Source organism: Methylobacterium terricola, assembly GCF_006151805.1.
GTDB lineage: Bacteria > Pseudomonadota > Alphaproteobacteria > Rhizobiales > Beijerinckiaceae > Methylobacterium > Methylobacterium terricola.
In genome coordinates, this window is sequence record NZ_VDDA01000005.1 from 188,784 (window position 1) to 212,992 (window position 24,209).

21 protein-coding genes are annotated in these 24,209 nt (G+C 71.7%); 15 read left to right on the plus strand and 6 right to left on the minus strand.

Translation table 11 applies throughout. The features are described 5' to 3' along the window. Positions 1–25: 25 nt before the first annotated feature. Positions 26–1,372, minus strand: coding sequence for a flagellar hook-length control protein FliK (locus FF100_RS14220; protein ID WP_139036349.1), 1,347 nt, complete (start codon positions 1,370–1,372; stop codon positions 26–28). A gap of 271 nt (positions 1,373–1,643) precedes the next feature. Here FF100_RS14220 and mnmA point away from each other — a divergent pair, with 271 nt between their 5' ends. The 11 genes from mnmA to FF100_RS14275 all read left to right on the plus strand — a co-directional run bounded on the left by mnmA (position 1,644) and on the right by FF100_RS14275 (position 14,010). Beyond that, on the plus strand, positions 1,644–2,792 hold the full coding sequence (gene mnmA / locus FF100_RS14225) for a tRNA 2-thiouridine(34) synthase MnmA (RefSeq protein ID WP_139036350.1): 1,149 nt from the start codon (positions 1,644–1,646) through the stop codon (positions 2,790–2,792). Between the two features lie 105 nt (positions 2,793–2,897). After that, positions 2,898–3,551, plus strand: coding sequence for a class I SAM-dependent methyltransferase (locus FF100_RS14230; RefSeq protein ID WP_139036351.1), 654 nt, complete (start codon positions 2,898–2,900; stop codon positions 3,549–3,551). Continuing rightward, positions 3,548–4,399, plus strand: coding sequence for a TVP38/TMEM64 family protein (locus FF100_RS14235; protein WP_139036352.1), 852 nt, complete (start codon positions 3,548–3,550; stop codon positions 4,397–4,399). Before FF100_RS14230 ends, FF100_RS14235 begins: the two co-directional genes overlap by 4 nt. Positions 4,400–4,556: 157 nt before the next feature. After that, positions 4,557–5,993, plus strand: a complete 1,437-nt coding sequence (locus FF100_RS14240; RefSeq protein ID WP_139036353.1) for a sensor histidine kinase — start codon at positions 4,557–4,559, stop codon at positions 5,991–5,993. Between the two features lie 46 nt (positions 5,994–6,039). Next, positions 6,040–6,936 (plus strand): LysR substrate-binding domain-containing protein, encoded by an 897-nt coding sequence (locus FF100_RS14245; protein WP_139036354.1) that lies wholly within the window; start codon positions 6,040–6,042, stop codon positions 6,934–6,936. Between the two features lie 356 nt (positions 6,937–7,292). Continuing rightward, positions 7,293–8,042 carry an SDR family NAD(P)-dependent oxidoreductase gene (locus FF100_RS14250; protein ID WP_139036355.1) on the plus strand — a complete coding sequence of 250 codons (750 nt, stop codon included), beginning with the start codon at positions 7,293–7,295 and terminating at the stop codon, positions 8,040–8,042. A gap of 11 nt (positions 8,043–8,053) precedes the next feature. Continuing rightward, on the plus strand, positions 8,054–8,902 hold the full coding sequence (locus tag FF100_RS14255) for a transketolase (protein WP_139036356.1): 849 nt from the start codon (positions 8,054–8,056) through the stop codon (positions 8,900–8,902). After that, positions 8,899–9,930, plus strand: coding sequence for a transketolase family protein (locus tag FF100_RS14260; protein WP_139036357.1), 1,032 nt, complete (start codon positions 8,899–8,901; stop codon positions 9,928–9,930). Before FF100_RS14255 ends, FF100_RS14260 begins: the two co-directional genes overlap by 4 nt. After that, on the plus strand, positions 9,927–10,811 hold the full coding sequence (locus FF100_RS14265; protein ID WP_425463312.1) for an NAD(P)-dependent oxidoreductase: 885 nt from the start codon (positions 9,927–9,929) through the stop codon (positions 10,809–10,811). The genes FF100_RS14260 and FF100_RS14265 overlap by 4 nt, the downstream gene beginning before the upstream one ends. 290 nt (positions 10,812–11,101) lie before the next feature. Continuing rightward, complete coding sequence (locus FF100_RS14270) at positions 11,102–12,115, plus strand: TRAP transporter substrate-binding protein (RefSeq protein WP_139036359.1); 1,014 nt, start codon at positions 11,102–11,104, stop codon at positions 12,113–12,115. Between the two features lie 11 nt (positions 12,116–12,126). Continuing rightward, complete coding sequence (locus FF100_RS14275) at positions 12,127–14,010, plus strand: TRAP transporter large permease (protein ID WP_139036360.1); 1,884 nt, start codon at positions 12,127–12,129, stop codon at positions 14,008–14,010. A 202-nt stretch (positions 14,011–14,212) separates the two neighbouring features. On the opposite strand, the gene FF100_RS14280 is transcribed toward FF100_RS14275, so the two are convergent. Next, positions 14,213–14,977 carry a transporter substrate-binding domain-containing protein gene (locus FF100_RS14280; protein WP_139036598.1) on the minus strand — a complete coding sequence of 255 codons (765 nt, stop codon included), beginning with the start codon at positions 14,975–14,977 and terminating at the stop codon, positions 14,213–14,215. Positions 14,978–15,184: 207 nt separating this feature from the next. Between FF100_RS14280 and FF100_RS14285 the strand changes: the two genes are divergently transcribed. Beyond that, positions 15,185–16,297 carry an FUSC family protein gene (locus FF100_RS14285; protein ID WP_139036361.1) on the plus strand — a complete coding sequence of 371 codons (1,113 nt, stop codon included), beginning with the start codon at positions 15,185–15,187 and terminating at the stop codon, positions 16,295–16,297. Between the two features lie 6 nt (positions 16,298–16,303). Here FF100_RS14285 and FF100_RS14290 read toward each other — a convergent pair whose 3' ends face one another. From FF100_RS14290 to FF100_RS14305, 4 genes are all read right to left on the minus strand, one after another. After that, the gene (locus tag FF100_RS14290) at positions 16,304–17,407 is read right to left on the minus strand and encodes an NHL repeat-containing protein (protein ID WP_139036362.1); all 1,104 of its coding nucleotides are present in this window, start codon (positions 17,405–17,407) and stop codon (positions 16,304–16,306) included. A 62-nt stretch (positions 17,408–17,469) separates the two neighbouring features. After that, the gene (locus FF100_RS14295; protein ID WP_139036363.1) at positions 17,470–18,105 is read right to left on the minus strand and encodes a LysE family transporter; all 636 of its coding nucleotides are present in this window, start codon (positions 18,103–18,105) and stop codon (positions 17,470–17,472) included. Between the two features lie 280 nt (positions 18,106–18,385). Next, a complete protein-coding gene (locus FF100_RS14300) occupies positions 18,386–19,189 on the minus strand; it encodes a hypothetical protein (protein ID WP_139036364.1) in 804 nt (267 codons plus the stop codon). 47 nt (positions 19,190–19,236) lie between these two features. Further along, complete coding sequence (locus tag FF100_RS14305; protein WP_139036365.1) at positions 19,237–19,629, minus strand: PepSY domain-containing protein; 393 nt, start codon at positions 19,627–19,629, stop codon at positions 19,237–19,239. Positions 19,630–19,965: 336 nt separating this feature from the next. On the opposite strand from FF100_RS14305, the gene flhA reads away from it, so the two are divergent. From flhA to FF100_RS14320, 3 genes are all read left to right on the plus strand, one after another. After that, a complete protein-coding gene (flhA, locus tag FF100_RS14310; RefSeq protein ID WP_139036366.1) occupies positions 19,966–22,083 on the plus strand; it encodes a flagellar biosynthesis protein FlhA in 2,118 nt (705 codons plus the stop codon). Between the two features lie 284 nt (positions 22,084–22,367). Further along, positions 22,368–23,492 (plus strand): Gfo/Idh/MocA family protein, encoded by a 1,125-nt coding sequence (locus FF100_RS14315; RefSeq protein WP_171070168.1) that lies wholly within the window; start codon positions 22,368–22,370, stop codon positions 23,490–23,492. Positions 23,493–23,564: 72 nt separating this feature from the next. Continuing rightward, positions 23,565–24,095 (plus strand): gamma carbonic anhydrase family protein, encoded by a 531-nt coding sequence (locus FF100_RS14320; protein ID WP_139036367.1) that lies wholly within the window; start codon positions 23,565–23,567, stop codon positions 24,093–24,095. Positions 24,096–24,209: the final 114 nt, after the last annotated feature.

The window sequence follows — 24,209 nt, forward strand, 5'->3', positions numbered from 1 at the left end:
GGGTTTCGTCGTCATCGGGAAGATCCTAAATTCTGAGGTCGAGGCCGAGGCGCTGGCCGAGATCGCGCAGGGGCGGCAGGGCGCCCGGCCCCTCCGCCTCGCCGGAGGCGATCCGCCCTGGCTCCTGTCCCGGCGCCCGGCCGGCCTGGTCGCGCTGCGGCGCGTTCCCGCCGCCATCCTGCAGCGAGAAGCTGAGCCCGGCCTCGCCGGGATTGAGCCCGGCCTGGGACAGGGCCTGCTGCAGGCTGCCGGCGTCGCGCTGGAGCAGCGCCAGGGTCTCGGGCCGCTCCACCACCAGGTGGGCCTTCACGGTGCCGTGCTGGCGGTCGATGTCGAGGCGCACGTCGATGCGCCCGAGCTCGTAGGGATCGAGGCGGATCTCGAACCGGTTCGACCCGGCGAGCGCCCGCATCCCGATGGCGATCGGCACCGCGCTCAGGCTCGCCGGCACCGAGACCGCCGGGCGGGTCTCCGCCGTGGCCGGCGCGGCGGCCGCGGCATCGCTGCCCGTCGCCCGCGTCGCCGGTGCCGATGGGGCGGGGGCCGCGACGGCATCGGCGCTGACCCCCTCCGGCGGCTCGTCCCGGCGGCCCGCGGCCTCGGCTGCCGCCTCCGGCATCGTCCGGGCCGCCACGATGGCGGCCTGCGGGTCGGCGCCGGTCCCCGCCGCCCGGACCGGACCACCGGCGGCCGGATCGGCCGTCGCCGCGCCGGGTCGCGCGGACGCGGCCGCTGCGGTCGGGACCGGGACGGCCAGGAGCGACAGGATCGAGGCCGGGGCGTCGACGGACTCCTCCGCCGCCTCGCCCTCCGTCTCGGCCTCGTCGTCGCCCTCCGCGATTCCGCCGGCGGCCGCGGCGGCGGTGCTGGCCGCTTCCGCCTGTGCCAGGGCCCCGGCAGGCGGCTTCGCGCCGGCCGCGGACGCGCACGCCTTCGCCTCGCCGGCTTCCGCCGCTCGCGCGGCATCGTCCCGGGCGGCCTCTCGCGCCGCGATCCGGCTCTCGGCAGTTCTGGTCTTGGCGATCCTGTTCTGGGCCGCCCGGTCCTCGACCGCCCCGTCGTCGCGACGGGCGGACGTCCCCGCGTCGTCGGCCGGGCGTGCCTGATCCGGGCGGGTCGTACTGTCGCGGGTCACGGCCTCCGCCGTCGCCTCGCCCGCCTTCGCCCAGCCCGCGCCGGCCCGATCCGCCCTCGCCTCGGCGGATGGCCGCTCGGGGCGGTGGCGGGCCTCCGCCCCGGATACCGGCCGGTGGGGCGCACGGGCGGTCTCGCGCTCGGCCGGGCGGAACGGCTCATGCGCGACGGGCCTCGCCGGCCGGGCCGGCTCGCGCCCCGTCAACCGTCCTCCCTCACCCGTTCCGCTGATCTGCATCGGCGACCTCCTGCTCCCGGGAGAGCAAGCCGCCTGCCACTTCGGTCACGCCGTCAAGACTTTGGTGAGACAGGATAATTTCTGGCGCCGCGGCGGCGGCCGGCCCGTGCCCGGTCGGAATCTGCCGAGCCCCCGGCAAGAACTTCCCCATCCGGGTCCTCGCCGCCCCGCGCCCACCCGCCCTGGCAGAAAGCCCGTCGGATCGCTATAGACTCCCCCGTGCGCGCCGGGGGAACGTCCCGGGAGCGCGTCGAGACACTCCCGCACGGTCATGAACTCGCTCGATCTGCCCAAGGCCCCGGAGGAGACCCGCGTCGTCGTGGCGATGTCCGGGGGCGTCGATTCCTCCGTCGTCGCCGCGCTCCTGAAGCGCGAGGGCTACGACGTGGTCGGGATCACGCTGCAGCTCTACGATCACGGCGCGGCCACCCACCGCCGCGGCGCCTGCTGCGCCGGCCAGGACATCCACGACGCCCGCCGCGCCGCCGAGACCATCGGCATCCCGCATTACGTCCTCGACTACGAGGACCGGTTCCGCGAGGCGGTGATCGACCGCTTCGCCGACAGCTACCTCCAGGGCGAGACGCCGATCCCCTGCGTCGAGTGCAACCGCTCGATCAAGTTCCGCGACCTCCTCGCCACCGCCCAGGATCTCGGCGCGGACGTTCTGGCGACCGGCCACTACGTCGCCAGCCGGTCGCTGCCGGGCGGCGGCCGGGCGCTCCACCGCGCCCTCGATCCGGCCCGGGACCAGAGCTACTTCCTCTACGCCACGACGCAGGCGCAGCTCGACATCCTGCGCTTCCCCCTCGGCGAGCGGCCGAAGGACGAGACCCGGGCGCTCGCCAAGGCCTTCGGCCTGTCCGTCGCCGACAAGCCCGACAGCCAGGACATCTGCTTCGTGCCGCAGGGGCGCTACCAGGACGTGATCGCGCGGCTGCGGCCCGACGCGGTGCGCCCGGGCGAGATCGTCCATCTCGACGGCCGGCGCCTCGGCCGCCATGACGGCATCATCGGCTTCACCGTCGGCCAGCGCCGCGGCCTCAACGTCGCGGCCGGCGAGCCGCTCTACGTCGTGCGCCTCGAGCCCGGCGAGGCCCGGGTCGTGGTCGGCCCGCGCGAGGCGCTGGCGACCTCGGTCATCCGCCTCGCCGACCCGAACTGGCTCGGCGACACCGCCCTCGACGCCGCCCGCGACCTGCCCGTGGCGGTGCGGGTGCGCTCGACCCGCGAGCCCCGCCCCGCCCTCCTGTCGTGGAACCCCGACATGGCGGCGGCCGAGATCACCCTGGCCACGCCCGAGGACGGGGTGTCGCCGGGCCAGGCCTGCGTCATCTACGCCGATGACGGGCCCCGCGCCCGGGTGCTGGGCGGCGGCACCATCCGGCGGGTCGGCGCCGAGCACCGGGTCGCGGCCTGACCCTCGGACGCTCGATGCAGTTTCAGGAAGCTTTCTTCCGGAAATCGTAGCACATCCTCGCGCATTGCCGCCCGCGAGACGACTGACCTCGGAGACGATACCGACATGCTGAGCGAGCCGCGAGAGGCGGGACCCACCACCGCCTTGATGCGCAAGGCCTATGCGCGCTGGGCGCCGGTCTACGACGTGGTGTACGACAAGCTCACCGAGCCGGCGGCGCGGGACGCGGTCGAGGCGGCGCTCGTCGGCGGGCGGCGCATCCTGGAGGCCGGCGTCGGCACCGGGCTGTCCCTGGGCTACTACCCGGAGGATGCCGAGCTCTACGGCGTCGACCTGTCCGAGGACATGCTCCGGCGCGCCAACCGCAAGGTGGCGCGGCGCGGCCTCTCCCACGTCAAGGGCCTCCAGGTGATGGATGTCTGCCGCCTCGGCTACGCCGATGCGAGCTTCGACGCGGTGGTGGCGCAGTTCCTGATCACCCTGGTGCCCGACCCCGAAGGCGCCCTCGACGAGTTCCTGCGGGTGGTGCGGCCCGGCGGCATGATCGTGCTCGCCAACCATTTCGGCCAGGATCGCGGCACCGTCGCCCGGGTCGAGGAGATCGTCGCCCCGCTCTGCGAGAAGATCGGCTGGAGCTCGGCCTTCAAGGCCGCCCGGATCGAGGCCTGGGCGAAGAGCCGGGGCGTGACCTTCCTCGGCGTGCGGCCGACCTTCCCGGGCGGGTTCTTCAAGATCCTGCGCATGCAGAAGGCCGGGTGAGCGCGCTGACCCGGCCCGACGCACCAGAGCCGGGGCGGCCTTCGCCCGGCGAGGGAACCCCGCCGCCCGAGACCGGGCCGGAGGCCGTGGCGGCCCCGGCCTGGCGCGGCTGGCTGCGGGTGCTGCCGCTCCTCGCCCTGGTGGCCCTGTCGCTCGGGCTCCTGTTCGGCGGCATCACCCGCTGGTTTTCCGTCGACCAGCTGCTCGCCTCCCGGGCCTATGCCAAGGCCTGGGTCGCGGACGGGTTCTGGCGCGCCTATGCCTGCGCCTACCTCGCCTATGTCGGCACGGTGATCGTGTCGCTGCCGGTCTCGGTGGTGATGACGACCCTGTGCGGCTTCCTGTTCGGGCCGGTCCTCGGCGCCCTGGTGTCGATCGCGTCCGCGACGACGGGCGCGGTGATCGTCTTCTCGATCGGCCGCACCGCCGCCGGCGAGGTGCTGCTGCGCCGGGCCGGCTCGCGGCTCGGCCGCCTCGCGGAAGGATTTCGCCGCGACGCGTTCTCGTACGTGATGGTGCTGCGGCTGCTGCCGGTCTTCCCGTTCTGGATGACCAACCTGGCGCCGGCGATCTTCGGCGTGCGCCTGCGGACCTTCGCGCTCGCCACCCTCATCGGCATCAGCCCCGGTGCCTTCATCTACGCCTCGGCCGGCGCCGGGGTCGAGACCGTGGTCGCGGCGCATCAGGCGGCGAAGGAGGCGTGTCTCGTGGCCGGCGGCATCGCCTGCGACGCCGCCCTGTCGCTCCGCGCCGTTATCACGCCGCAGCTCATCGCGACGCTGCTCGGCCTCGGGGTGCTGGCCCTGCTGCCGGTCGCCTGGCGGCGCTGGCGGGGCACGCCGCGCTGAATCCGGGGATCCGGCCAACTCGCTCTCGCGCGATTCCTTGGCCGGCGACTGGATTTCAGGCAATCTCGGGGTAGCTTCCGGGTGCTCGCTGCATGCGGCGCGGGCGGTCGTGTTAGAGTCCGGCGGGAAGCGTCGGGCGGGCGAGGGCGTCGAGACCGTGCAGTGGGGCGATGATGCGGCGAGCCAGGGTGGAATCCGGCGCCTCGCCGGACGCATCGGGCTGTCCGGTCGCCTGCTGCTGCTGACGGTCCTCTTCGTCCTCGTCGCCGAGGTGCTGATCTACGTTCCCAGCGTCGCGAGCTTCCGGCGCTCCTGGCTCTCCGACCGGGTCGCCGCCGCGCAGGTCGCCGCCCTGGTGCTCGACGCCGCGCCCCAGAACCGCGTCTCCGACGACCTGGCGAAGCGGCTGCTGATGGGGGTGGGCGCCCGGGCCATCGCCCTCAAGGCCGGGGGCGCGCGCCGCCTCCTCAACCTGACGCCGATGCCGCCGGAGGTGTCCGAGACCGTCGACCTGCGCGAATCCGACTGGATCGACAGCATCGGCGGTGCCTGGCGGACCCTGACCGAGACCAGCCCCCTGCCCCTCCGGGTGGTCGGCCACGGCATGGACGGGGTCGACTTCGTCGAGCTGGTCCTCGATCCCGTCCCCTTGCGGAACGCGATGATCGCCTTCTCGCGCCGGATCCTGCTGACGTCGCTCGCCATCTCCGGCATCACCGCCGGCCTCGTCTTCCTGGTGCTGCAGCTCTCGATCGTGCGGCCGGTGCGGCGGTTGGCGCGCAACATCGCGACCTTCGCGGAGGATCCGGAGGACCTGTCGCGGCGCATCGCCCCGTCCTGGCGCAGCGACGAGATCGGCGCCGCCGAGACGGCGCTCGCCCGCATGGAGACGATCCTGTCGGACGAGCTGCGCCAGAAGCGGCGGCTGGCCGATCTCGGCCTGTCGGTGAGCAAGATCAACCACGAGCTGCGGAATCTGCTCACCACGGCGCAGCTCCTCGTCGACCGGCTCGAGCACGTCGCCGATCCGGGGGTGCAGCGCGTCGCCCCGCGCCTCGTCGCGACGTTGGGCCGGGCGATCCGCTACTGCGAGGGCACGCTGGCCTATGGCCGCGCCGCCGAGCGGGCGCCCGAGCGCCGGATGATGCCGCTGCGGCCGATCCTGCGCGACGCCCTCGACCTCGCCGGGCTGGTGCCGGGCGCGGCCGTCACCATCGAGGACCGTACGCCGGAGGGCCTGAACATCGACGCCGATCCCGACCAGCTGTCGCGGGTGCTGGTCAATCTGGTGCGCAACGCCGTCCAGGCGATCGGGCTGGCGGGCGCCAGCGAGGGCGCGCCGCGGGTCGCGATCGAGGCCGAGCGGACCGGCGCGGCCGTCGTGATCCTCGTCTCCGACAACGGTCCCGGCCTGCCGGAGCGGGCCCGCGCCCACCTGTTCGAGGCGTTCCAGGGCTCCGGCCGCTCCGGCGGCACGGGACTCGGGCTCGCCATCGCGGCCGAGCTGGTGCGCCTCAACGGCGGGACCCTGAGCCTCGACGAGACCCGCAGCGGCGCGCGGTTCCGGATCGTCCTGACCGATCGGGAGGGATGAGGGCGACGGTTGCCAACCGGCGGCGCGCCGCCGCATCGTCGCGCGCATGTCCCTGCGCGTCCCCCTCTCCGCCGTGCGCTCGTTCGAGGCGGCGGCGCGCCGCCGCTCGTTCAAGGATGCGGCCGCCGAGCTGAACCTGACCGCGAGCGCCGTCAGCCATGCCATCCGCAAGATGGAGGCGGCGCTCGGCGTCACCCTGTTCGAGCGCCAGGGCCAGGGCGTGGTGCCGACCGCCGCCGGCGAGGCGCTTCTGGAGCATGTGAGCCGCGCCTTCGAGGAGCTGCATCGCGGCCTCGACCTCGTGGCGGCGAGGGGCCCGCAGCTCCTGCGCCTGCACTGCGCGCCGAGCCTCGCGGCGCAGTGGCTGACGCCTCGCCTTGCCCGTTTCCTCGCGGCGAATCCGGGTTTCGAGGTGCGGCTCGCCGCCGGCATGGACTATGCCCGCTTCGTCAGCGACGAGTTCGACGCCGACCTCGTCTACGGCCCGCCCCGGGGCGAGGGCCTGGTGACGGTGCCGCTCGGCACCGAGACGGTCACCCCGCTCTGCGACCCCGCCCGCGCCGCCCGCATCCGTCAGCCCGAAGACCTCCTCGACCAGGTGCTGATCCAGAGCGACAACAAGCAGGTGCGCTGGCCGCTCTGGTTCGCCCGCAACGGGTTGCCGGCGCCCCGGCCCCTCGGCGTCCGCTTCGACCGCAGCTTCCTTGCCATCGCGGCGGCGGCCGACGGGCTCGGGGTGGCGCTCGAATCGACGCTGCTGGCCGAGCGCGAGATCGCCAGCGGTCGCCTCGTGGCACCGTTGCGCGGGCTGGCGCAGGATGTGACTTACGTCGGCCACTACCTCGTCTACCCGGCGACCACCCGGCGGCGGGCGCCGCTGCGGGTCTTCGCGCGCTGGCTGGCGCAGGAAATGGACCTCGTGCTGCCGGAGGATCTGGCGTGAAGTCATCGCTGTTGTCGATCCCGCTCACGACACCGTCCTGAAGGTGTCGGTCCGGCGATGATGGACTGACCTCGAAGGAGGCCTCCAGATGCCTCGGCGACCTTGGGAGGCTTCCTTCGAGGTCAGCCGATTTTCAGGCGGCCGACACCTCAGGATGAGGTCGTGAGTGGGACCTGGCGACGCTGCCAGATGAATCCCATTCACCTCCCCCTGCAAATTCCGCGTTTGTCCTGACCCCCGCCCCCGGGCACTCTGCCCCCCAACGAGACGAGGGAGGGACCGTCGAGGACGGGCGGCGAGGGCGAAGGCCCCGGCCGACGCCACTCCCTCGTGCCCGACGAGCCAGGGAGGACGACATGCTGCTGACCGACAAGGTGTGCCTGATCACCGGGGCCGCTTCGCTGCGGGGCATCGGCCGCGCCACCGCCAAGCTCTTCGCCAGCCACGGCGCCAGGGTGGTGATCCTCGATCTCGATGCCGGCCAGGCCGAGGACGCCGCCCGCGCCGTCGGCGACGGGCATCTCGGCCTCGCCTGCAACGTCACCGACAAGGCCGCCTGCCAGGCCGCCGCCGACGAGGTGGTGTCGCGGCTCGGTCGCATCGACGTGCTGGTCAACAATGCCGGCATCACCCAGCCGCTGAAGTTCATGGAGATCGAACCCGGCAATTACGACGCGGTGCTCGACGTCAACCTGCGCGGCACGCTCTACATGAGCCAGGCGGTGGTGCCGCAGATGCGCCGGCAGAAGTCGGGTTCGATCGTCTGCCTGTCGTCGGTCTCGGCGCAGCGCGGCGGCGGCATCTTCGGCGGGCCGCATTACAGCGCCGCCAAGGGCGGCGTGCTCGGCTTGGGCAAGGCGATGGCCCGCGAGCTCGGCCCCGACACGGTGCGGGTCAACAGCATCACCCCGGGCCTGATCCAGACCGACATCACCGCCGGCAAGCTCACCGACGAGCTGAAGGCCGAGATCGCCAAGGGCATCCCGCTCGGCCGCCTCGGCGTCGCGGACGATGTCGCCAAGGCCTGCCTGTTCCTCGCCTCCGACCTCTCCTCCTACATCACCGGCGCCGTTCTCGACGTGAACGGCGGCATGCTGATCCACTGAGGACGACCTCCATGCCCCCCACCGAAACCGGGCGGAACAGCCCGTCGCTGGCCGAGCGCGCCTACCGCATCCGCCGCAATGCCCTGCGGATGGGCGAGGTCCAGGGCCAGGGCTACATCGCCCAGGCGCTGGGCATCGCCGACGTGCTGGCGGTGTCGTATTTCCACGCCATGCGCTACCGGCCGGACGATCCGGAATGGGAGGGGCGCGACCGCTTCCTGCTCTCGATCGGCCACTACGCCATCGCGCTCTACGCCGCCCTCCTCGAGGCCGGAATTCTGCCCGAGGACGAGCTGACGAGCTACGGGGCCGACGACAGCCGGCTGCCGATGTCCGGCATGGCCGCCTACACCCCCGGCATGGAGATCACCGGCGGCTCGCTCGGCCACGGCCTCGCGCTCGCGGTCGGCTTCTGTCTCGGGCTGAAGCGGAAGAAGTCGGACTCGTTCGTCTATTGCCTGATCTCCGACGGTGAACTCGGCGAGGGCTCGATCTGGGAGGGCGCCTGGTCGGCGAGCCACTGGAAGCTCGACAACCTGATCGCCCTCGTCGACGTCAACAACCAGCAGGCCGACGGCCCGGCCTCGCAGGTCACCGGCTTCGAGCCGGCGGCCGCCCGCTTCGAGGCCTTCGGCTGGCACGTCCAGCGGGTCGACGGCAACGACATCGACGCGCTCGTCCAGGCCTTCGACGCGGCCAGGGCCTGCGCGGAGCAAAAGCCCCGCATCATCATCTGCGACACCACGATGGCGAAGGGCATCCCGTTCCTGGAGGCGCGCGAGCGCAACCACTTCCTGCGGGTGGAACCGCAGGAATGGCAGGACGCGATCGAGATCCTGGATGCCGGGAGGCCCGCATGAAACGCTCGAAATACACCCGCCCGGCCTGGCTCACCGAGGCCAATACGGGTGAGCGCCTCACGACCTCGGCGATGATCGCCTCGCTCGCCGGCCCCGACCAGCGCACCGCGCCGGCCCCCTTCGGCCATGCGCTGGCGAAGCTCGCCGAGGAGCGGCCGGAGATCGTCGGGCTGACGGCCGATCTCGGCAAGTACACCGACCTGCACGTCTTCGCGAAGACGCACCCCGAGCGCTTCTACCAGATGGGCATGGCCGAGCAGCTCTTGATCAGCGCCGCCGCCGGCCTGGCCCGGGAAGGCTTCCAGCCCTTCGCCACCACCTACGCGGTGTTCGCGGCGCGCCGCGCCTACGACTTCATCTGCATGGCGATCGCGGAGGAGAACCTCGACGTCAAGATCGTCTGTGCGCTCCCCGGCCTCACCACCGGCTACGGCCCGAGCCACCAGGCGACGGAGGACATCGCGATCTTCCGCGGCCTGCCCAACATGACGATCCTCGACCCCTGCGACGCGCACGAGATCGCCCAGGCCGTGCCGGCCATCGCCGACCACAAGGGGCCGGTCTACATGCGGCTCCTGCGCGGCAACGTCCCCCTGGTGCTCGACGAGTACGGCTACACATTCGAGCTCGGCAAGGCCAAGACCATCCGGGACGGCCACGACGTCCTGATCGTCTCGACCGGCCTGATGACCATGCGGGCCCTCGAGGCGGCGGAGGCATTGCGCGACGACAGCGTCGACGTCGCGGTGCTGCACGTGCCGACGATCAAGCCCCTCGACGCCGAGACCATCCTGCGCGAGGCCGGCAAGGGCGGGCGCCTGGTGGTGGTGGCCGAGAACCACACCGTCGTCGGGGGCCTCGGCGAGGCGGTGGCGGGGCTGCTCCTGCGCTCCGGCACGATCCCGAAGGCCTTCCGCCAGGTCGCCCTGCCGGACGAGTTCCTGGATGCCGGCGCCCTGCCGACGCTCCACGACCGCTACGGCATCTCGACCAACGCCATGGTGAGGAGCATCCGCGAATGGCTGTGAGCCCGACCAATCCCGTCGCCTTCGTCGGCCTGGGGTCCATGGGCCTGCCGATGGCCCGCAACCTCGTGCGCCACGGGTTTCCCGTGCGCGGGTTCGACGTGCGGCCCGAGGGGCGGGCCGCCTTCGCGAGCGCCGGCGGCACACCCGCCGAGACCGTCGCGGCGGTCTCCGACGGCGCCGGGGCACTGGTGCTGATGGTGGTCAATGCCGATCAGGCGGAGACCGTGCTGTTCGGCGAGGGCGCCCTGGAGCGTCTCACGCCCGACGCCGCCGTGATCCTGATGGCGACCTGCCCGCCGGCCGCCGTCGCGGCGCTCGCCACGCGCGTGACCGCGACCGGCCGGGCCTTCGTCGATGCCCCCGTCTCCGGCGGGGTCGTCGGCGCCGAGGCCGGCACCCTCACCATCATGGCGGCGGCCCCCGCCGCGGTGATCGCTGCGGTGCGGCCGATCCTCGACGCCATGGGCGACAAGGTGTTCCAGGTCGGGCCCGAGCCCGGCCAGGGCGCCACCATGAAGGCGGTCAACCAGCTCCTCTGCGGGGTCAACCTCGCGGCGGCGGCGGAGGCCCTGTCGCTGGCGGCCAAGGTCGGCATCGACGGCGCGACGGCGCTGGAGATCGTCTCGGGCTCCTCGGCCTCGAGCTGGATGCTGCGCGACCGCGGCCCGCGGATGCTGGAGGAGGCGCCGCGGGTCACCAGCGCCGTCGACATCTTCGTCAAGGATCTCGGCATCGTGCTGGAGGCCGGCCGCAGCGAGAAGGCGGCGTTGCCGCTCGCGGCTTTGGCGCATCAGCTCTTCCTGGCGGCGTCGAGCCGGGGGGCCGGGGCGGACGACGACAGCCGGGTCATCGGATCGTACCGGGCGCTCAACGGCAAGTAAGTTGAGCATATCCCCCCTCTCCCGCGTGGGAGAGGGGTCGGGGGGCGGTGACGCGCTCCGTCTCAGGCCTGTGACCGCCGTGCTGGCAGCTCGATGCCGCTCGCCGGATCCTGACGCGCGCCACCCTCACCCCTATCCCGCTCCCACACCTTGTCGCGATACCGGGCAAGCCCGGCATCGCCTGGAGAGGGGATCCTGCGCCTCTTGCCGAACCCTGCGGCAACGCCGCCGACGACGTCGTCACGTCCAGAAGCCGGCCCGACCGGCCCCCCCATCCCCGAGGAAACGCCATGACCCGCCCCCTCTCCCGCCGCACGCTGCTCGCCGGAGCCGCTGCCCTCCCCCTCGCCACGGTCTTCACCCGCCCGGTCCGCGCCGCCGAGTTCGAGTACAAGCTCGCCACCGGCCAGGACCCGACCCATCCGGTCAACCTGCGCGCCCAGGAGGCCCTGACCCGGATCCGCGAGGCCTCGAACGGGCGCCTCGACATCAAGCTGTTCCCCGCCAACCAGCTCGGCTCCGACACCGACCTGCTGTCGCAGGTGCGCAACGGCAGCGTCGAGTTCTTCAATCTCTCGACCTCGATCCTCTCGACCTTCGTGCCCGCCGCCGCGCTGCCGAATACCGGCTTCGCGTTCAAGGACTACGACGAGGTGTGGAAGGCCATGGATGGCGGCCTCGGAACGTATGTCCGCGAGCAGATCGCCAAGACGCCGATCCAGGCCGTGTCGAAGATCTGGGACAACGGATTTCGCCAGATCACCTCCTCGACCAAGGAGATCCGCACCCCCGAAGACCTGAAGGGCTTCAAGATCCGCGTGCCGCCGTCGCCGATGCTGACCTCGCTGTTCAAGGCGTTCGAGGCCGGGGCGGCGCCGCTCAATTTCAACGAGCTGTACTCGGCGCTGCAGACCAGGATCTTCGAGGGCGAGGAGAACCCGCTCGCGATCATCGCGACGACCCGGCTCTACGAGGTGCAGAAGACCTGCAGCCTCACCGGCCACGTCTGGGATGGCTACTGGATGCTCGGCAACAAACGAGCCGTGCAGCGCCTGCCGGAGGACCTGCGCACCCTCGTGAGCCGCGAGCTCGACCGCGCGGCCGACGACGAGCGCGCCGACATCGTGAGGCTCAACGACTCCCTGGTCCGGGACCTCGGCGCCAAGGGAATCACCTTCCTCGCTGTCGACCGCCAGAAATTTCGCGATGCGCTCGGTCGCACGACATTCTACAAGGACTGGAAGAACAAGTACGGCGACGCCGCCTGGGAGCACCTCGAGGCGGTAGCCGGCAAATTGGCCTGAGGGAGGCGACCATGCATGTCGACATCGCGACGGAGACGCCGGCCCTGCCGGCGGCCTCCGCCAACCGCGCCTGGGCGCGCACGCTCGACAGAGCCCTCGGCCCGCTGATCGAGATCCCCGCCGCCCTGCTGGTGGTCGCCGAGATCGTGGTGCTGCTCGCCGGCGTCGTCAGCCGCTACGTCTTCCACGCGCCGATCGTCTGGTCCGACGAGCTGGCCTCGATCCTGTTCCTCTGGCTCGCCATGCTGGGCTCGGTGGTGGCCTATCGCCGCGCCGAGCACATGCGGATGACGGCGCTCGTCAGCCTGGCGTCGATCAGGACACAGGCCTTCCTGGAGGCGGTGGCGCTCGCCGCCGGCCTCGCCTTCGTGCTGATGCTGCTGCATCCGGCCTACGAGTTCGCGGCCGAGGAGGTCTTCGTCCAGACCCCGGCGCTCGAGATCACCAATGCCTGGCGCGCCGCCGCCCTGCCGGTCGGCTTCGCCCTGATGCTGGTGGTCGCGACCCTGCGGCTGATCGAATGCGCCGACTGGCGCCACGCGGTCGGCGCGCTGGCGCTCACCGGCCTGATCATCGCCGCGCTGATGCTGGCCGAGCCGCTGCTCCGCACGCTCGGCAACTGGAACCTCCTGATCTTCTTCGTCCTCGGCGTCGGCGCGCTCGTCTTCACCGGGGTGCCGATCGCCTTCGCGTTCGGGCTCGCCACCTTCGGCTACCTGATGCTCACGACGCGTGCCCCCGCCATGGTGGTGGTCGGGCGCATGGACGAGGGAATGAGCCACCTCATCCTGCTCGCCGTGCCGCTCTTCGTGTTCCTCGGCCTGCTCATCGAGATGACCGGCATGGCCAAGGCCATGGTGGGCTTCCTGGCGAGCCTGCTCGGCCATGTCCGCGGCGGCCTGCACTACGTGCTGGTGGGCGCGATGTACCTCGTCTCGGGCATCTCCGGCTCCAAGGCCGCCGACATGGCGGCGGTGGCCCCGGTGCTGTTTCCCGAGATGAAGAAGCGGGGCGCCAAGGAGGGCGACCTCGTCGCGCTGCTCGCCGCCACCGGCGCCCAGACCGAGACCATCCCGCCCTCGCTGGTGCTGATCACCATCGGGTCGGTGACCGGCGTGTCGATCACCGCCCTGTTCACCGGCGGCCTGCTGCCCGGCGTCGTGCTCGGCATCACGCTGTGCCTGCTGGTCTGGTGGCGCTACCGGGGCGAGAACCTGCGACACGTCCGGCGCGCCACCAAGGGCGAGATCGGCCGGGCGCTCGTCATCGCCTTCCCGGCGATCGCGCTCCCCTTCGTCATCCGCGCCGCGGTGGTGGAAGGCGTCGCGACCGCGACGGAGGTCTCGACCATCGGCATCGTCTACGCGATCCTCGCCGGCCTGCTGATCTACCGCCAGTTCGACTGGCGCCGGGTCTACCCGATGCTGGTCGCGACGGCGTCCCTGTCGGGGGCGATCCTGCTGATCATCGGGGCGGCGACGGGCATGGCCTGGGCCCTGACGCAGTCGGGCTTCTCGCAGAGCCTCGCCGTGATGATGAAGGGCTTGCCCGGCGGGGCGCTGGGCTTCCTGGTCGTCTCGGCGGTGGCCTTCGTGATCCTCGGCTCGGTGCTGGAGGGCATCCCGGCGATCGTGCTGTTCGGGCCATTGCTGTTCCCGATCGCCCGCCAGGTCGGGGTGCACGAGGTGCATTACGCGATGGTGGTGATCCTGGCGATGGGCGTCGGCCTGTTCGCGCCGCCCTTCGGGGTCGGGTATTACGCGGCCTGCGCGATCAGCCGGATCCATCCGGATGCCGGCATCCGTCCGATCGTCGGCTACATGCTGGCGCTGCTGGCCGGCCTCGTCGTGGTGATCCTGGTGCCGTGGATCTCGATCGGCTTCCTGGCGAAGTGAGGCCGGGGCGATCCAGGGACGCGATGTCCGAGGGTGATCCTTCGGACATCGCGGAGCACGGGTCTTCCAAGAAACCTCTCCGCCCTTTCCCGGATCTCCTGCCGCTGTCGCTTCAGTCGTCCGGGAAAGGGCGGAGGTTGATGGTTCGACGCCAGGGAATCGGCGCGCCCGGCCTTCGGGAGCCGAGCGCCCTCCCCCCGCCCTACTCCGCCGCCTTCGCCAGCGCCCTTCCGTAGGCGCCGCTCTTCAGGGTCTTCGTCAGCCAGTCGTCGACCGCCGTCTTCAGCGCCGGGTCGCGGCTCATCCAGAAGGCCTTCTCGTTCTTGTTGAAGGCGTCGGGGACCGCGGCCGGGCAGAGCACGCCGGCATTCACCCGCGACTGGTAATCGACCTCGGTGCCGTCGGTGACCATCACGTCGGCGCGGTTCTGCGCGATCTCCTGGAAGATGGCGCGGTTGTCGGGAAACACCCGGACCGAGGCGTGCGGGAAGTTCGCGTCGGCGAAGCGCTGGTTGGTGCCGCCCGGATTGACCACGACGCGGACCTCCGGCTTGTCGATGTCCTTGACCGTGACGAACCGGGCCTTGTCGGCGCACCGCACGATCGGGCGCTTGCCGTCGACCAGGACCGGCACCGAGAAATCCGCGACCGAGGCCCGGTCGGGCGTGATGGTGACGCCGCCCATCGCGATGTCGTAGCGGTCGGCCAGCAGGTCGTCCTTCAGGGTCTTCCAGGTCGTCGGCACGATCTCGACCTTGACCCCGAGCGCACGGGCGAGCTCTCCCGCCATGGTCACGTCGGCGCCCTTGAGGCTGCCGTCGGGCAGGCGCAGGGCATAGGGCGCGTAGTCGCCGGTCAGGCCGACCCGCAGCGTGCCGTCCTGCCGGATCGCGGACAGTGACCGCGCCGCCGCTGGCACGGCTGAGAGTATGGCAATAATCCCGACTACACCCGCGATCTTGCGCATCGTCACTGCCCTGATCCTCGCGTTGCGGCTCACTCTTCTCTCGTACGGACATCGCACGGGTCCGGTAAAGCCCGGATGACGGTTCGATCACACGCGACGTGAACGTGAGCCCATGCGAGGCGAATCCAGGCCGTGCGAAGCGCAGCCCGGCCGTGCGACGCCAAACCCGGCATTGACTCGGCGGCCCGCACCGGCTTCCTCCCCGTCATGGTCTCTCTCCCGGACAGCCTGCGGCGATCGTCGGCGACCCTGCAGCGCGCCTTCGAGCGCCAGCGACCGCGCCTGACGCAGGGCGTGCGGATGACCGCAGCGAGCCTCGCGACCTTCGTGCTGGCGGAGGCCCTCGGCCTGCCCCAGGGTTACTGGGCGGTCATCACCGCGCTCATCGTCACGCAGGCGAATGTCGGCGGCTCGCTCAAGGCGGCGCTCGACCGCTTCCTCGGCTCGGTGCTGGGCGCCTGCTACGGCGGCGCGGTCGCCTTCGCGATCCCGCATCACGGCGGCGCCTCGACCTTCGCGGCCCTGTTCGTGGCGGTGGCGCCGCTGACCTTCGCGGCGACGGTCTCGGCGGGCTTCCGGATCGCGCCGATCACCGCGATCATCGTGCTGCTCTCCACCACCGGCTCGACGCTCGGCCCCCTTGCCTTCGCCCTCGACCGGATCCTCGAGATCGGGCTCGGCTGCGTCGTCGGCCTCGGGGTCTCGCTCCTGGTGGCGCCCGCCCGGGCGGCGCGGGCGGTGACGGGGCAGGCCGCGGGCCTCGCCCGCCTCCTCGCCGGGCAGCTCGAGGCGCTCGCCCGCCTCGAGCCCGAGGAGACGCCGGAGGTGAAGGCCCTGCCGCCGGCGGTGCGCCGGAGCCTCGCCCGCCTCGAGACCCTGGCCGGCGAGGCGGCGCGCGAGCGGCGCAGCCGGCTCTCCGCCGCCCCCGACCCGGCCCCGCTGCTGCGCACCCTGATGCGCCTGCGCCACGACCTCGTGCTGCTGCGCCGCGCCATCGCGGAGGCCGACGCGGACGTCCTGCGGGTCCACCTCGCGGAGGCCTGGGGCAACGCGGCCAACGCCGCCGCCGCGCGCCTGCGCGTCCTTGCCGACGCGCTCGCGGCGGGACACCGCCCCGCCGGGGACGACGCGGCCCTGCTCGCCGCAATCGCCGGCTACCGCGAGGCCATCGACGGGATGCGCCAGCGCCAGGTGACCCGGACGCTCTCCACCGACGGCGTCGGCCGCATCTTCTGGCTCGCCTTCAGCCTGGAGCAGCTGCGGCGCAACCTCGACGACCTCGCCGCCCGGGCGAAGGATTTTTCGAAATCCGAGGCGTGAGGCCGGTCAGGGCGTGCGCTTGCGCAGCACCATGGTGCCGTGCAGCAGGAATTTCTGCGCCCGCTTGCCGGTATCGACCTCGGTGGTGAAGATCGTGCCGCGCGAGTCGATCGCGAGGTTGTGCACCCAGTGGAAGTCGCCGGCCATCCGGCCGTTGCGGCCGAAGCGGCCGAGGATCGCCCCGTCCTCCCGCCGAAGGGTGCGGACCTCGTTGTTGGCGCCGTCGGCATTCATCAGGTAGCTCTGTGCCTCGTCCGGCCACAGGGCGAGCTCCCAGACCGAGCCGTTGGCCCGGGTCTGCGGCTCGACGGTGAACTCCTTCACGAAGGTGCCGTCGCGGCGAAAAACCTGGACCCGGTTGTTGGTGCGGTCGCAGACATAGACCAGCCCGTCGCGGGCCACCTGCACGCAATGGACCGGGTTGCGGAACTGCCGGGCCGGCGCCGCCGCCGGGTCGTAGGGGCCGAGCGCCACATCGGTCGGCGGCTCGCCATAGGCGCCCCACATCCGCTTGAACGCGCCGGTCTCGGCGTCGAACACGATGACCCGGTGGTTGTAGTAGCCGTCGGCGACGTAGAGCTCGTTCGTCTCCGGGTCGACCTGCATGTTGGCCGGCTTGCCCAGCCGCGTGGTGTCGCGGCTGTCGGTCTGCGGTCCGGCCTTGCCGATCTGCATCACGAAGCGGCCGTCCTGCGTGAATTTCAGGATCTGCCCGTCCTGCTCGCCGTTGCCGGCGAGCCAGACGAAACCCTTGTGGTCGATATGGATGCCGTGCTCGTTCTGCGGCCAGTCGTAGCCGGGGCCCGGGCCGCCCCAGGACTTGATGAGGGTCCCCTCCTGGTCGAACACCAGGACCGGCGGGGCCGGGACGCAGCAGCGGGTGCGCGGCGGGGACAGGCTCGCCGCCTTCTCGTCGTCGGTGAGGGTGCGCGGCCGCTGGATCACCCAGACATGGTCCTCGGCATCGACCGCGACCCCCGCCGCCTGGCCCATGATCCAGTTGTTCGGCAGGGGCTTGGGCCAGGCCGGATCGACCCGGAAGTGCGGCGGTTCCTGGGCCCAAACCGGGGACGCGCAGACGAGGGCGACGAGGACGGCGATCCAGCGCATGGTGTTTCCTCCCGTTATGGTTGTCGCCACTGTAGGGGAGATGCGCCGGGCCGCGCCAGCGCTCAGGTCGGGGCTCCGGCCGCAATCGCGCGCCACACCGCGAGGGCTGCGCAGCCGACGAGGGCCAGGGCCAGGGCGAGGCGGGTGAGGCGCCCGGTGCCGGCGAGACGGGCCCGGCACGCCGGCCGCGCGAGGACGAAGCCGAGGAGGCCGAACCACGCCGCCGCCATGCAGAACACCGCGGCCCCCGCCACCGGCAGGGCCGAGCGACCGGGATGGGCCAGGAAGAAGCCGGTGAAGAAGGCGAGGCTGACCGGGTTGGTCACGGCCGCACCGAGGCCGAGGACGAAGGTGCCGGCGTCGCGCCCGGGCACGAGCCGGGCGGGATCGTTGGGCAGGCCGGCCCGGCCGCTCACCAGCCGGAGGGCCGATCGGAGCATCAGGAAGGCGAACAGCGCGGTGCCGATCCCGGTGACGAGCCGGCCCGCCGGCATGAGCGAGGCGCCGAGCCCGGCGAACCCCGCCGCGAGGGCGGCGCCGCAGGCGATTCCGAGAGCCGCGACGAGAGGCCCCCGCCCCGGTGCCGCGATGCTGGCGCGCAGAACCACCAGCAGGTTCGGGCCGGGAGACGCCAGGACGGGGGCATAGGCGGTGACGAGCGGCCCGAGCAGGGTGGGCCACATCTCGGTCTCTGGCATCGAGCATCCCCCCGGCGCCCCGGCGCCGTTCAGGTGCCATAAAGATGCCAAAACACCGGGCCGCGCGTCCTTCGATTGGAGGATGTGCGGTGCGGCGACGTACGGTTCCGATGGACCAGGCGACAGTCCTGCGACAGTCGATGGCGGCGAGCCGGGGGCCGGGGACAGTCGAGGGACAGTCCGGCTGTTGCACGGGACCAGTGCCCGCTTCCCGCGCCGCCGACACGGAAGCGGCGGCAGGGTCGCCCCTGCCGCCGCTTCATCCCTTACGCGATCCGGTTCAGCGCCGCTCGGTGCCCAGCGGCTGACGGGCCGGGGGCAGCTCGTCCTCGATGCCGACATGGCGCTCGCGGGTGGTGCCGGGCAGCCCGGCATCGACGGCCTGGGTGGTCGGCGGAGCGCCGGCCGCGAACGGCATGCCTCCGGTATTGAGGCCGGTGGTGGTGCTGCCGGCTGCGCCGACCGCCGACGACCCGCCGGCGACGGCGGCCGGGTTGGTCAGCGAGGGAGCGGTCTCGTCGTGACGGCCGGTCCAGCCGTCCTGGCGCCAGCCGCGGGCGCGGTCGTCCATATCGACCGAACCATGTTCCTTCAGGATCGAATAGACCCGGTCGGCATGGGTGTCGTCGGCCCGTACGGTGACCAGGGTGCCACCGCGGCGCACGCCCTCGGCGTAGGAATGGGCCTGCTCCTCGCTGAGACCCGCGCCGGTCAGCGAGCCGATCAGGCCGCCGGCCGCGGCGCCGACCCCGGCGCCGGTGAGCGTGGCGACGAGCCAGCCCGCGGCGACCACCGGGCCGACGCCCGGGATGGCGAGGAGACCGAGACCGGTGAGAAGCCCGGCGCCGCCGCCGAGCACAGTGCCGAGCGAGGCACCGGCCCCGGCACCGTTCGAGGCGTCGTGCGCGGTCTCGCCGGTGGTCGCCGTGTCGCGGCCCGGCACGTGGCCGGAATAGCGCTCGTCCTGGTTGTTGGCGACGATGCTGACATCGGCGTGCGGCACGCCGGCCGCCTCCACCTTGCGCACTGCCGCCGAGGCGTCGTCGTAGCTGTCGAACAGAGCCGTGATGGTACGGGTCGCCATGGGCGTCGTCCTTCGATGTGAGAGTTCAGGGAGGGCGGTTCGGCGCCTCAGCGGGCGGTCGAGACGTTGCCCTTGAAGTCGAGGCCGACCATCACCGTGTTGCCGGATTGCATGGCCTGGCCGCGCCAGATGCCCTGGTCGTCCTTCTTGAGGTCCTTCACGTCCTTGAAGCCGGCCTGCTCGAGGCGGCTGCGGGCCTGGGCCTCGGTGAAGCTGTTGGCGCCGGGCTCGAGCTTGACGTTGGTGGCGACGGTGCCGGTGGTGCCCGGGTTGCTCTTGTCCATCATGTCGGTGTTGGGCCGGGTCACCGCCTCCTGGCCCTGCGACTGGGTGCTGGGCTTGGCGTCGCGCGCCGGGTCGCCCGTCACCGTGGTCTGCGCCTGCGCCGCGCCGGCCCCGAACATGCCGAGAGCCGCGAGGGTGATGAGGGTCTTGCGCATGATCTCCTCGAACCTTGTCTGACCGATCGATGCCCTTCTAATCGTTGCCGGGCGGCTTGGTTCCGTTGGAGGAACGTTGAGATCAGGGCAGATCACGAATTTCAAAAGAGTTCCCAGCGAGCTTGACCATTACGAGCGATGCTTTGATCTTTCGATCGCGCTGCGGCGCACAAAAATCGAACGGTAAGATTGTTCCCGGCGAAAACAGGTCGGGTCTCGATCGTGCGCGATCCGATCGGCCGGGATCCCCGGGCGGCGACGCATCCGGCGGGACGTTAACCGATCCCTAACCATGCACCCGGCAGGAATTGCCGGGTCGACGGTGGATGGGATCTGATGAGCGAGACCGGGGCACTCGGCGCGGGCCGCATCTTCGTGCTGCCGACGCGGGCCGACCTGATGGCGCTGACGCGCCGCAGCGACATCGTGCTCGCCGTCGCGGTGCTCGGCATCCTGGTGGTGCTGATCTTCCCGCTGCCGGCCCTGCTGCTCGACCTCCTGCTCGCGGTCTCGATCATCCTGTCGGTCCTGATCCTGATGACCGGCCTGTTCATCGAGAACCCGCTCGAGTTCACGGTCTTCCCGGTGGTCCTGCTGATCGCCACGATGCTGCGGCTGGCGCTCAACCTCGCCTCGACCCGGCTGATCCTCGGTCACGGCCACGAGGGCACGGCGGCGGCCGGCCACGTCATCGAGGCCTTCGGCCATTTCGTGATGGGCGGCAACTTCCTGATCGGGATCATCGTCTTCGCGATCCTGATCATCGTGAACTTCGTCGTCATCACCAAGGGCTCGGGCCGCATCGCCGAGGTGGCGGCGCGATTCACCCTCGACGCGATGCCCGGCAAGCAGATGGCGATCGATGCCGACCTCTCGGCCGGCCTCATCGACGAGAAGGCCGCTCGGACCCGCCGGCAATCGCTCGAGGACGAATCCTCGTTCTTCGGCGCCATGGACGGCGCCTCGAAATTCGTGCGCGGCGACGCGATCGCGGCCCTGCTGATCACCGTCATCAACGTGGTGGGGGGCATCATCATCGGCACCGCCCAGCAGGGCATGGGCTTCGGCGACGCGGCCAAGACCTACACCCTGCTCACCGTCGGCGACGGCCTCGTCAGCCAGGTCCCGGCCCTGATCGTCTCGACCGCGGCGGGCCTCCTCGTCTCCAAGGCCGGCGTGCGCGGCGCCGCCGCCCGGGCGCTCGGGCGCCAGATCGCCAACTACCCGAAGGCGCTCGGCATGTCGGCCGGCGTGATGCTCCTGATCGGGCTCCTGCCCGGCATCCCGATGCTGCCCTTCCTCGCGCTCGGCCTCGGCGCCGCCTACCTCGCCCGCCGCATCGCCCTGATGCCGAAGCCGGTCGAGACCGAGGCGGCGGATGGGGCCGCGCCCAGCCCCGACGGTGCGGCGCAGAAGGAGGAGACGGCGGCCGACCTCCTCAAGCTCGACGACCTGAAGCTCGAGATGGGCTACGCCCTCCTGCCCCTCGTCAACGGGCCGGCGGGCCAGGACCGCCTCACCGACCAGATCCGGGCGCTCCGCCGCCAGCTCGCCGCCGAGCTCGGCTTCGTGATGCCCTCGGTCCGCATCCTCGACAACGTCCAGCTCGACGCCAATACCTACGTGGTGCGGGTCAAGGAGATCGAGGCCGGGACCGGCCAGGTCTTCCCGGGCCAGTTCATGGCGATGGACCCGATGGGCGGCCAGGTCCAGCTGCCCGGCCAGCACCTGCTGGAACCCACGTTCGGCCTGCCGGCGACCTGGGTCGATGCCTCCTTGCGCGACGAGGCCCAGCTCAAGGGCTACACCGTGGTCGATGCCGCCACGGTGGTCTCGACCCACCTGACCGAGGTGATCAAGGCCCATGTCGCCGACCTCCTCAACCACGTCGAGGTGCACAAGCTCCTCAAGGAGCTGCCGAAGGAGCACGGCGAGCTGTTGAAGGAGGTGGTGCCGGGCCAGATCGCCACCACGGGCATCCAGCGGGTGCTGCAATACCTGCTCGCCGAGCGGGTCTCGATCCGCGACCTCGGCACGATCGTGGAGGGCATCGCCGAGGTCGCCGGCCACATCAAGAACCCGCGCGACATCGTCGAGCACGTCCGCGCCCGGCTCGGCCGCCAGATCTGCGCCCAGTACCAGGGCCCGGGCGGCGTCCTGCCGATCATCACCCTGTCGCCGGCCTGGGAGGGCGCCTTCATGGAGGCGATCGTCGGCCAGGGCGACGAGCGCCATCTGGCGATGCAGCCCTCGAAGCTCTCGGATTTCGTCACCACGGTGCGCGACCGCTTCGAGGAGGCGGCGCGGATGGGCGAGATGCCGGTCCTCGTCACCTCGGTCCAGGCCCGGCCCTTCGTGCGCTCGATCATCGAGCGCTTCCGTCGCGAGACCCCGGTGATCAGCCAGGCGGAGATCCATCCGCGGGCCCGGCTGAAGACCGTCGGCTCGGTGTAGACCAACGCGGGACGACGGGAGCGGGACAAGGCGGGCGAGAAGACACGCGCCTGAAGACTTGCGCCCGCCCTTGTCGTGCCCCACCCTGTCATCGTCGAAGCAGACAGGGGCCGCCGAACGACTCGGCGGTGACTCGGCGACGCCGGCCGCTGCTCCGAAAGCAGTAAGTCGGAACTTAATCCTACACAGGAGTGCGGGCCGCTCCTCGGCTTTTTGCGCCCGCCCGACTTGCCGCACCTTGGTCTAGCCTTCGCGGCGCATCACGGGATCGGGGAGCGGAGCAGGTGGCGAGCATCGGCATCGTCGGCACGGGATTCGTGGCCGATTACTACATGCGCTCCCTGGCGACCCTGCCGGACGTGACGGTCGCGGGCGCCTGGGACCTCGACCTCGACCGGCTGCACGCCTTCCGCAAGTACTGGCGCGTCCCGGCCGCCGCGAGCCTCGACGACCTGATCGGCCGGCGTCCGGACCTGATCCTCAACCTGACCAATCCGGGTTCGCACTACGCCGTGAGCCTGGCCTGCCTGGAGGCGGGTCTCGCGGTCTATTCCGAGAAGCCGCTCGCCACCCGGCTCGACGACGCGCGCCACCTGCACCGGGTCGCGACCGAGCGCGGGGTCATGCTCGCCTCGGCGCCGTGCAGCCTCCTCGGCGAGAGCGCCCAGACGGTCTGGAAGGCCCTGCGCGAGCGCGCCATCGGCACGCCGCGGCTGGTCTATGCCGAGATCGACGACGGCTTCCTGATCCGCGCGCCGCATGCGAGCTGGCGCAGCGAATCCGGTGCGCCCTGGCCGCTGCAGGACGAGCTGGCGGTCGGCTGCGCGCTCCAGCATGCCGGCTACTACCTGACCTGGCTGATCGCGATGTTCGGTTCGGTGACGCGGGTCGCCTCGGCCTCCTCCGACGTGCTGGGGCTGACCCTCGCCGACGGCAGGCCGGCCGCCCCGACCTATGCCTGCGCGTCCCTGTTCTTCGATGGCGGGGTCGTGGCCCGGCTGACCTGCTCGGTGGTGGCGCCGCACGACCACAGCCTCCGCATCTTCGGCGACGACGGCATCCTGGAGGTCGCCGAGTGCTGGTCGAACGATGCCGCCGTGCGGGTGCGGCGCCGCCACGTGCTGCGCCGCCGCCTGATCGATTCCCCCGTCGCCCGGCGGCTGCGCCTCGGGGGCCGCACCCACCCGATGGTCGGGCGCAAGGGCGCGACGGCGATGAACTTCGCGCTGGGGCCGCAGGAGATGCTGGCGGCGCGGGCGGAAGGCCGCGCCAGCCGCCTCGACGCCGACTTCGCCCTCCACCTGACCGAGGTCGCCCTGGCGATCCAGAATGCCGGCGACGGCACCGGCCACCAGGTGATCGCCTCGCGGGCCGGCCGCGTGGCGCCGATGCCGTGGGCTGGCGCCTGATCCCGCGGTCGGGCTGACGGCGCCGTCCCGGCATGCGAAAGGGGATCGGAAACGAACCCCGGAGGAACGCCGATGCCGGTCTACGCCCTCGACACTGTCAGCCCTGTCCTGCCGGAGGACGGCAGCGCCTGGATCGCGCCCGACGCCCACGTGATCGGGCGGGTGCGCCTCGGCCGCGAGGTCGGGGTGTGGTTCGGGGCCGTCATCCGCGGCGACAACGAGCCGATCACGATCGGCGACCGCACCAACATCCAGGAAGGCGCGGTGCTCCACACCGATGCGGGCTTCCCGCTCACCCTCGGCGGCGGCATCACGGTCGGGCACGGCGCCATCGTGCATGGTTGCACGGTGGGCGACGACACGCTGATCGGGATGGGCGCGACGATCCTCAACGGCGCCAGGATCGGCCGCAATTGTCTCGTCGGAGCCAACGCGCTGGTCACCGAGGGCAAGGAATTCCCGGACAACAGCCTGATCGTCGGCGCGCCGGCGAAGGCGGTGCGGGTGCTCGACGAGGCGGCGGTGGCGGGGTTGCGCGCCTCGGCCGACCGCTACGTCGCCAACGCCAAGCGCTTCGCGCAGGGCCTGCGGCGGGTCGATTAGACCGATCTTCGATGAACCGGATGACGGTTCGTCGAGGAAACGTCAGTCACATCGGAAACCTGGAGCCCCGTCCGGCGGCCATGTGAGCGGATGGGGCCGCCCGCCGGCCGGACC

Coding starts and splice junctions, on each gene's coding strand:
- FF100_RS14220 (WP_139036349.1), bottom strand. CDS start 1,372: ATGCAGATCAGCGGAACGGGTGAGGGAGGACGGTTGACGGGGCGCGAG.
- mnmA (WP_139036350.1), top strand. CDS start 1,644: ATGAACTCGCTCGATCTGCCCAAGGCCCCGGAGGAGACCCGCGTCGTC.
- FF100_RS14230 (WP_139036351.1), top strand. CDS start 2,898: ATGCTGAGCGAGCCGCGAGAGGCGGGACCCACCACCGCCTTGATGCGC.
- FF100_RS14245 (WP_139036354.1), top strand. CDS start 6,040: ATGTCCCTGCGCGTCCCCCTCTCCGCCGTGCGCTCGTTCGAGGCGGCG.
- FF100_RS14250 (WP_139036355.1), top strand. CDS start 7,293: ATGCTGCTGACCGACAAGGTGTGCCTGATCACCGGGGCCGCTTCGCTG.
- FF100_RS14255 (WP_139036356.1), top strand. CDS start 8,054: ATGCCCCCCACCGAAACCGGGCGGAACAGCCCGTCGCTGGCCGAGCGC.
- FF100_RS14260 (WP_139036357.1), top strand. CDS start 8,899: ATGAAACGCTCGAAATACACCCGCCCGGCCTGGCTCACCGAGGCCAAT.
- FF100_RS14270 (WP_139036359.1), top strand. CDS start 11,102: ATGACCCGCCCCCTCTCCCGCCGCACGCTGCTCGCCGGAGCCGCTGCC.
- FF100_RS14275 (WP_139036360.1), top strand. CDS start 12,127: ATGCATGTCGACATCGCGACGGAGACGCCGGCCCTGCCGGCGGCCTCC.
- FF100_RS14280 (WP_139036598.1), bottom strand. CDS start 14,977: ATGCGCAAGATCGCGGGTGTAGTCGGGATTATTGCCATACTCTCAGCC.
- FF100_RS14285 (WP_139036361.1), top strand. CDS start 15,185: ATGGTCTCTCTCCCGGACAGCCTGCGGCGATCGTCGGCGACCCTGCAG.
- FF100_RS14290 (WP_139036362.1), bottom strand. CDS start 17,407: ATGCGCTGGATCGCCGTCCTCGTCGCCCTCGTCTGCGCGTCCCCGGTT.
- FF100_RS14295 (WP_139036363.1), bottom strand. CDS start 18,105: ATGCCAGAGACCGAGATGTGGCCCACCCTGCTCGGGCCGCTCGTCACC.
- FF100_RS14300 (WP_139036364.1), bottom strand. CDS start 19,189: ATGGCGACCCGTACCATCACGGCTCTGTTCGACAGCTACGACGACGCC.
- FF100_RS14305 (WP_139036365.1), bottom strand. CDS start 19,629: ATGCGCAAGACCCTCATCACCCTCGCGGCTCTCGGCATGTTCGGGGCC.
- flhA (WP_139036366.1), top strand. CDS start 19,966: ATGAGCGAGACCGGGGCACTCGGCGCGGGCCGCATCTTCGTGCTGCCG.
- FF100_RS14320 (WP_139036367.1), top strand. CDS start 23,565: ATGCCGGTCTACGCCCTCGACACTGTCAGCCCTGTCCTGCCGGAGGAC.